General features: G+C 74.2%; 6 protein-coding genes. 2 read left to right on the forward strand and 4 right to left on the reverse strand.

Translation table 11 applies throughout. The annotated features are described in order from the left end of the window. The first annotated feature begins 61 nt into the window (after window positions 1-61). Window positions 62-403 carry a hypothetical protein gene (locus ACFUEL_RS31390; RefSeq protein ID WP_380240228.1) on the forward strand — a complete coding sequence of 114 codons (342 nt, stop codon included), beginning with the start codon at window positions 62-64 and terminating at the stop codon, window positions 401-403. Window positions 404-510: 107 nt separating this feature from the next. Here the strand turns inward: ACFUEL_RS31390 and ACFUEL_RS31395 are convergent, their stop codons facing one another. From ACFUEL_RS31395 to ACFUEL_RS31410, 4 genes are all read right to left on the reverse strand, one after another. Continuing rightward, complete coding sequence (locus ACFUEL_RS31395; RefSeq protein ID WP_380240230.1) at window positions 511-1425, reverse strand: hypothetical protein; 915 nt, start codon at window positions 1423-1425, stop codon at window positions 511-513. Between the two features lie 278 nt (window positions 1426-1703). Next, the gene (locus tag ACFUEL_RS31400; RefSeq protein WP_380240232.1) at window positions 1704-2924 is read right to left on the reverse strand and encodes an acetyl-CoA C-acetyltransferase; all 1221 of its coding nucleotides are present in this window, start codon (window positions 2922-2924) and stop codon (window positions 1704-1706) included. Window positions 2925-2980: 56 nt separating this feature from the next. After that, a complete protein-coding gene (locus ACFUEL_RS31405) occupies window positions 2981-4132 on the reverse strand; it encodes an SGNH/GDSL hydrolase family protein (RefSeq protein ID WP_380240234.1) in 1152 nt (383 codons plus the stop codon). A gap of 458 nt (window positions 4133-4590) precedes the next feature. Further along, complete coding sequence (locus ACFUEL_RS31410) at window positions 4591-5208, reverse strand: hypothetical protein (protein WP_380240236.1); 618 nt, start codon at window positions 5206-5208, stop codon at window positions 4591-4593. A 190-nt stretch (window positions 5209-5398) separates the two neighbouring features. Between ACFUEL_RS31410 and ACFUEL_RS31415 the strand changes: the two genes are divergently transcribed. Next, on the forward strand, window positions 5399-6799 hold the full coding sequence (locus ACFUEL_RS31415; RefSeq protein ID WP_380240238.1) for a cystathionine beta-synthase: 1401 nt from the start codon (window positions 5399-5401) through the stop codon (window positions 6797-6799). The last annotated feature ends 358 nt before the right edge of the window (window positions 6800-7157 follow it).

The raw sequence follows: 7157 nt of genomic DNA on the forward strand, positions 1-7157 counted from the left end.
GAACGTTCCTCCGGGGCCCGCCGCTTCCCGTGGGGCGTCGGACAGGGCCTAGGCTCGGGGCATGTCCGAGCAGCTCCCCGCCGCCGCAGCGCGGCTGACCGAAGCCGTCGACCGGCTCGCCGACCGCTTCCGGGCGATGCCGCAGAGCCGCCTGCTGGCCGCCGTCCCCGGGCACCCGTCCCGGGCCGCCGCCGTGCTCGCCCTGGCCCGCCGGCTGGCCGACGCGGGCCGGGCGCTGGAGGGGCTGCCCGCGCTGGAGGTGCCGGACTGCGGGGCGTTCGCGGTGGGGGACCAACTGGCCGTCACCGGGCACGACTTGGCGCTGGCCGCGGCGGACGGGCACCCGGACGTGCTGGCCGCCGCGCTGGACGACGTCGAGCGCACCGACCGGCTGACCGGCTGACCGGCCCCCCGCCGGACGGGGCCCGGACGCCGACGGGGCGCCGAGCCGACCCGGGCAACCCCTTGCCGGGCGGTCGGCGCCCCGTCGCGGGCGCGGGCGGGCGGCCGTCAGATCGAGGCGACCACCCGGTCGGCGAGCACGTAGACCGTCTCGTCGTCGGTGGAGAAGGTCAGCGAGTACGAGCCGGAGAACCGGGACCCGCCGAGCAGCCGGACGTCCTCGCCGGCCCGGACGGCGTCGATCAGCCGGTACGCGGCCTCCCGGTCGCCGGGCGCGACGCACAGCGTGGTGCCGTCGGCGAAGGCGTACACGTCCAGGGTGCCCAGCGGGCCGGGGCGGACGTCGGTCAGCGCGATCCGCTCCTCGGCGAGCGCGGCCAGCCGGTCGTCGGTCCACTCGCGGGACGGGGTCGGGCTGGGCACGAAGTCCGGGTGCGAGGGGTGCCGGCGCGGGTCGGGCGCGGCGGCGGGCTCGGCCTCGGCGTCCAGCAGCCCGGCCTCCAGGCCGGTGGCCAGCAGGTCGGCCTCCCGGCGGGCCCGCACGTCGCCGCTGTCGCCGGGGCCGGGCAGGCCGCCGCCCTGCGAGGGGTGCGCGGCCCGGGCGCCGCCGGCCGGGGCGCCGTCCGCCGGGCCGTCCTTGATCAGGTCCTCCAGCGCGTGGCGCAGCGCCTCGCCGAACTCCGGGTCCATCACGCCGTTGTTGTCGGCGGCGTCCTGCGGGCCGGTCGGGCGTGGGAAGAAGATCGGCCAGTCCTCGCCGATGGTGGTGAACGGGGTGTCGAACAGCGGGGAGTCCTCGGCGGCGCGCGCCTCCTGCTCGGCCCAGAACGCCCGGGCCTCGGTGATCTCCCGCTCCCGGTCGGCGGCCAGCGCCTCGGTGACGGCGCGGCGTATCAGCGCCTCGTCCACCTGCGGGGCCGGCTGTCCGGCCTCCAACTTCCGTGCCAGCGCGCGGAGGTGGAACAGGACGGCGGCGGTCAGGACGATCAGTACCAGCAGCAGGGAGAGGAAGACGGCGCTCACGGAACGTACTCCCAACGAGGAGCGGAACGGGGTTACGCCTCCACACTGCCGTATCGACGGCCGTTACTGCAGTGGCTCATGTCGGATTTGTCTGTGACTTTCCTACTTGTCCTCAAATTGTTAGGTAATACCTTTCTACGCTGCGGAGTTGATCCAATCCGGTGCGTCGAACATTCGGTCGCGGAGCGATGAAAAACGGGCCGGATCGCACCTTCGGTGTGATCCGGCCCTCAATTACCCAGCGTCACTCCGGATGGGTGAGACGCTCGCCACAGTGGTCAGCTCAGGCGCTCGATCACCATCGCCATGCCCTGCCCGCCGCCCACGCACATGGTCTCCAGGCCGAACTGCTTGTCGTGCCACTGGAGGGAGTTGATCAACGTGGTGGTGATCCGGGCGCCGGTCATGCCGAACGGGTGGCCGACCGCGATCGCGCCGCCGTTCACGTTCAGCCGGTCCAGGTCCACGCCCAAGTCCCGGTAGGACGGGATGACCTGGGCCGCGAACGCCTCGTTGATCTCCACCAGGTCGATGTCCCCGATCGACAGGCCCGCCCGCCGCAGCGCCTGCTTCGACGCCTCCACCGGGCCGTAGCCCATGATCTCCGGGGACAGCGCGGAGACGCCGGTGGACACCACCCGGGCCAGCGGCGTGATGCCCAGCTCGCGCGCCTTGGTGTCCGACATGACCACCAGCGCGGCCGCGCCGTCGTTCAGCGGGCAGCAGTTACCGGCCGTAACGGTGCCGTCCGGGCGGAACACCGGCTTCAGCCCGGAGACGCCCTCCAGCGTCACGCCCGCCCGCGGGCCGTCGTCCGCGCTCACCACGGTGCCGTCCGGCAGCGTCACCGGGGTGATCTCGCGCTGCCAGAAACCGGCCTTGATCGCCGCCTCCGCCAGGTTCTGCGAGCGCACGCCGAACTCGTCCTGCTCGGCCCGGGTGATGCCCTTCAACGCGGCCAGGTTCTCCGCGGTCTGGCCCATCGCGATGTAGGCGTCCGGCAGCAGGCCGTCCTCGCGCGGGTCGTGCCACTCCCCGCCGCCGGTCTCGGCCCGGTGCTTGGTGCGGGCCTGCGCCTCGTCGAACAGCGGGTTGGTGGTGCCCGGCATGCCGTCCGAGGTGCCGTTGACCGAGCGGGAGACGGTCTCGACGCCCGCCGAGACGAAGACGTCGCCCTCGCCGGCCCTGATCGCGTGCAGCGCCATCCGGGTCGTCTGCAGCGACGAGGAGCAGTAGCGGGTGATCGTCGCGCCCGGCAGGTAGTCCATGCCCATCTGGACGGCCACGATCCGGGCCAGGTTGTGGCCCTGCTCGCCGCCCGGCAGGCCGCAGCCCAGCATCAGGTCGTCGATCTGCCGCGGGTCCAGCTCCGGGACCTTCGCCAGCGCCGCACCGATGATCTGCGCGGTCAGGTCGTCCGGGCGGACGTCCTTCAGCGAACCCTTGAACGCCCGGCCGATCGGCGAACGGGCGGCGCTGACGATGACGGCTTCGGGCATGGCGGGCTCCTCGCTGAGTGACCTCGGGACGCGATCCGGCGGATCTCCCGGGAAAGTTACCGTTTGGTAGCTCCGGCGTCATCCGCCCCCGGGTGTGAGTTCGCCGACGTGATCGCCCGCCGGCCGCCCCCCTCCGCCGGCTCCTCCGCACCCGCTCCGGCGGGCTCCGCGTCCTCGGCGGGCTCCGTGTCCTCGGCGGGCTCCGTGTCCTCGCCGCGCGGCAGCGCCAGCCGGAAGCGCTGCTTGAGCGTCGCCCAGCGCCAGGTGCCGTTCTCCGGACCGGCCGCCACCACCTCGGTGCCCGAACGCCCCGCCGCCGCCGCGGCCGCCACCGCCACCGGCAGCACCGCCTGCGGCTCCACCGCGCCGCCCACCGCCGCCGACTCCTGCGGCCACAGCCCCAGCGCCGCGCACAGCGAGGGCAGCAGTGCCATCGACGCCGTCGCGTACCCCTGCGCGGACGGGTGGTAGCGGTCCGCGGCGAACAGCTCCGGCCGGGACGCGAACTCCGGACCCAGCAGCGAACCCAGCGAGACCGTCCGCCCGCCCGCCTCCACCACCGCGATGGTCTGCGCCGCCGCCAACTGTCGGCTCAACCGCCGCGCCACCCAGCGCAACGGCGGCCGGACCGGCTTGATGGTGCCCAGGTCCGGACAGGTGCCCACCACCACGTGACAGCCCGCCGAGACCAGCGCGCCCACCGTCTCGCCCAGCTCGCGCACGCTGCGGGCCGCCGGGGCGTGCCGGGTCACGTCGTTCGCACCGACCATCAGCACCGCGACGTCCGGCCCGTGCGCCAGCGCCAGCTCCAACTGCCGGGCCAGGTCCGACGAGCGCGCACCCGACTTCGCCACGTTCGCCAACCGCACCCGGCGCTCCGCGACCGAGGCCAGCCCCGAGGCCAGCAGCGCGCCCGGCGTCTCCTGCGCCCGCTGCACGCCCAGCCCCGCCGCCGTCGAATCGCCCAGGAACGCCAGCACCAGCGGCTCCCGCGGGTCGGACGGATCGGTGAAACCCTCGCCGTACACGCCGTCCGCGTGCGGCGGATCGCCGTCCAGGATGCCGATCGCCCGCACCGCCATCCGGCTCTCGGTCAACAGCACCCCGGCCAGGCCCACCCCCAGCAGCCCCAGCCCACCACCCCCGTACGCCGCCGCGGTGGCGATCCGCCGCGCCACCCGGGCCCTCGACGCCTGCGAGCCGGACATCGGCAACCCCCTCTCCACTCCGCACACCGGTACCCCACTGGATACCCCCCACCCGCCCCGGCCTACCGGCCCACGGGGACAGAACCACCCGGGCGCCGCACGGGGGTGGCGGGCGGCGGGGAGGGAGGGTAGGCGCCTGCGGCGCGGGCTTCGGGGGAGGAGGGGAGGGATTCGCCTGCGGCGGGCTTGACGGCGGGGTGGGGCGGGGCGCTGCACGGGGGTGGCGGGTGGCGGGGAGGGAGGGTAGGCGCCTGCGGCTCGGACTCGGACTCGGACTCGGACTCGGATTCGGGCTCGGGCTCGGGGGAGTGGGCGGAAGGATTCGCCTGCGGCGGGCTCGACGGCGGGGCGGGGTGGGGCGCCGCGCGGGGGTGGCGGGCGGTGGCGGAGGGGGCGGGCGCCTACGGCGCGGGGGAAGGGGCGGGCTCGGGTGGTGGGCTTCGGGCTCGGGGCGGGGGTCAGGAGGGCGGGGTGCAGGCGAGGAGGGTGGCTCTGCGTTGGACTTCGCCGCGGGGGGCGGCGCAGTCGGCGACGAGGGCGACGGGGAAGGCGGGGCGGAGGGTGGTGACGGTGCCGAAGGCTCCGGGGGAGCGCGGGGCGGTGGGGGCGCAGTGGCGGACGAAGGAGCTGGTGATCACCCAGTTGAAGGCGTACCCGACGTACCGGCCGGGGCGGTCGGTGCCGGTGACCGGGTTGCCGCGGTAGGGCTCCAGGGGACTGCCGTAGCCGGGCAGTTCCGGGGTGGGGGACTGGCGGACGAACGCGTCGTACGCGCGGCGGGCGTCGGCGTCGCCCGCGCTGGAGGCCGCGGTCGCGGTGAGGGGCTGGACGGGGCGGGCGTCGGAGAAGTGCAGCGGGCCGCCGTCCGGGGCGGTGAGGGTGACGGGCGGGGTGACGTACGTCAGCGTCTCCGTCTCCACCGCCGGGGTGAACTCGTAGCGCGGGTCCGTGCAGTCGGCCGGGGCCGTGGCGGACGGTGCGGGCAGTGCCCGGTCGTGCTGCGGTGCCGTGCAGCCGGCCACCGCCAGTTCCAGCGCGGCGGCCCCCGCGCTCCGGACGAGTCTTCCGTGTGTCATCTCTCCCCCTGGAATCCGGTCCGGAGCATGGCACACCGCGGGGACGCCGGGCGGTTCGGTCGCCGTTTCGGGATCGAACGGGGACGGACCTGTCGACGGGGCTCGGGCGACGGGGGGTGGGCGGCGCGGGGTGGGCCCTAGGCTGGGGGTTTCGGAACAGACAGTGATGCCATAGACCGGGAGGACCCCCGTGCGGTACCACAATTCGATCATCGAGCTGGTCGGCGACACCCCGTTGGTGAGGCTCAACAAGGTCGCCGAGGGGATCAGCGCCACCGTGCTGGCGAAGGTCGAGTACTTCAATCCGGGCGGTTCGGTGAAGGACCGGATCGCCATGCGGATGATCGAGGCGGCGGAGGCTTCCGGCGCGCTCAAGCCCGGCGGCACCATCGTCGAGCCCACCAGCGGGAACACCGGGGTGGGGCTGGCGATCGTGGCCCAGCAGAAGGGCTACCGGTGCATCTTCGTCTGCCCGGACAAGGTGTCCACGGACAAGATCAACACCCTGCGGGCGTACGGCGCGGAGGTCGTGGTCTGCCCGACCGCGGTCGCGCCCGAGCACCCGGACTCGTACTACAACGTCTCGGACCGGCTGGTCCGGGAGACCCCGAACGCGTGGAAGCCGGACCAGTACTCCAACCCGGAGAACCCGGCCTCGCACTACCACTCCACCGGCCCGGAGCTGTGGGAGCAGACCGAGGGGCGGATCACCCACTTCGTGGCGGGCGTCGGCACCGGCGGGACGATCTCCGGCACCGGCAACTACCTGAAGGAGGTCTCCGGCGGGAAGGTGCAGGTCATCGGCGCCGACCCGGAGGGCTCGGTGTACTCGGGCGGGACCGGGCGGCCGTACCTGGTGGAGGGCGTCGGCGAGGACTTCTGGCCGACCGCGTACGACCGCGGCGTCGCGGACCGGATCGTCGCGGTCTCCGACAAGGACTCGTTCCAGATGACCCGCCGCCTCGCCAAGGAGGAGGGCCTGCTGGTCGGCGGCTCCTGCGGGATGGCCGTGGTGGCGGCGCTGGAGGTGGCCCGCGGGCTGGGGCCGGACGACGTGGTGGTGGTGCTGCTGCCGGACGGCGGCCGCGGCTACCTGTCGAAGATCTTCAACGACGACTGGATGGCCGACTACGGCTTCCTGCCGACCGCCACCGACGAGGCGCACATCGGCGAGGTGCTGGCCCGCAAGGACGCCATCGAGCACGAGGGCATCCCGCAGTTCGTGCACATGCACCCGGGCGAGACGGTCGCCGAGGCGGTCCGGGTGCTGCGGGACTTCGGCGTCTCGCAGATGCCGGTGGTCTCCCCGGGCGCCGGGCACCCGGACATCATGGCCGGCGAGGTGGTCGGCTCGGTGGTCGAGCGCGAGCTGCTGGAGGGCCTGTTCAGCGGGCGGATCCAGCTGACCGACAGCCTCGACAGGGTGATGTCGAAGCCGCTGCCGGTGGTCGGCTCCGGCGAGTCGGTGACCAACCTGATGGCGGTGCTGGAGAAGGCCGACGCGGTGGTGGTGCTGGTCGAGGGCAAGCCGCAGGGCATCGTGACCAGGCAGGACCTGCTGGCCTTCCTGACCGCCCGGGCCGGGCACTGACCCCGCGCCGGGAGCGGACGCCCGCCGTCCGGGTGAAGGTGCGGCGCCGGGAACGGTTGGTACCCGGACGTCACAACCGCGCATCACCCGGTTAACACGGGCAGGGCATCTTTGAAGCACGGCAAGAAGCCGCAAGCGGTGACAGCGGAGGAAGGGAGCGGCTCCCCGGCCTCCGCGGTCACCAGGGACACGACCGGTCGGCCCTGACCCGGCCCACCGTGTCCGTCCGTGGGGGACGCCGTCGTCCCGCCCCTGCCACGCAGGGTGCGGCGGCCCCCGCGGCAGATATCGCGCCGCGAGGCGCGGCTCCGCGAGCTCCCGGGTGGGGGAGTCCGAGCGGAGGAGGCAGGGCCGGTCC

Source organism: Kitasatospora sp. NPDC057198 (genome assembly GCF_042670125.1).
Classification (GTDB): Bacteria; Actinomycetota; Actinomycetes; order Streptomycetales; family Streptomycetaceae; genus Kitasatospora.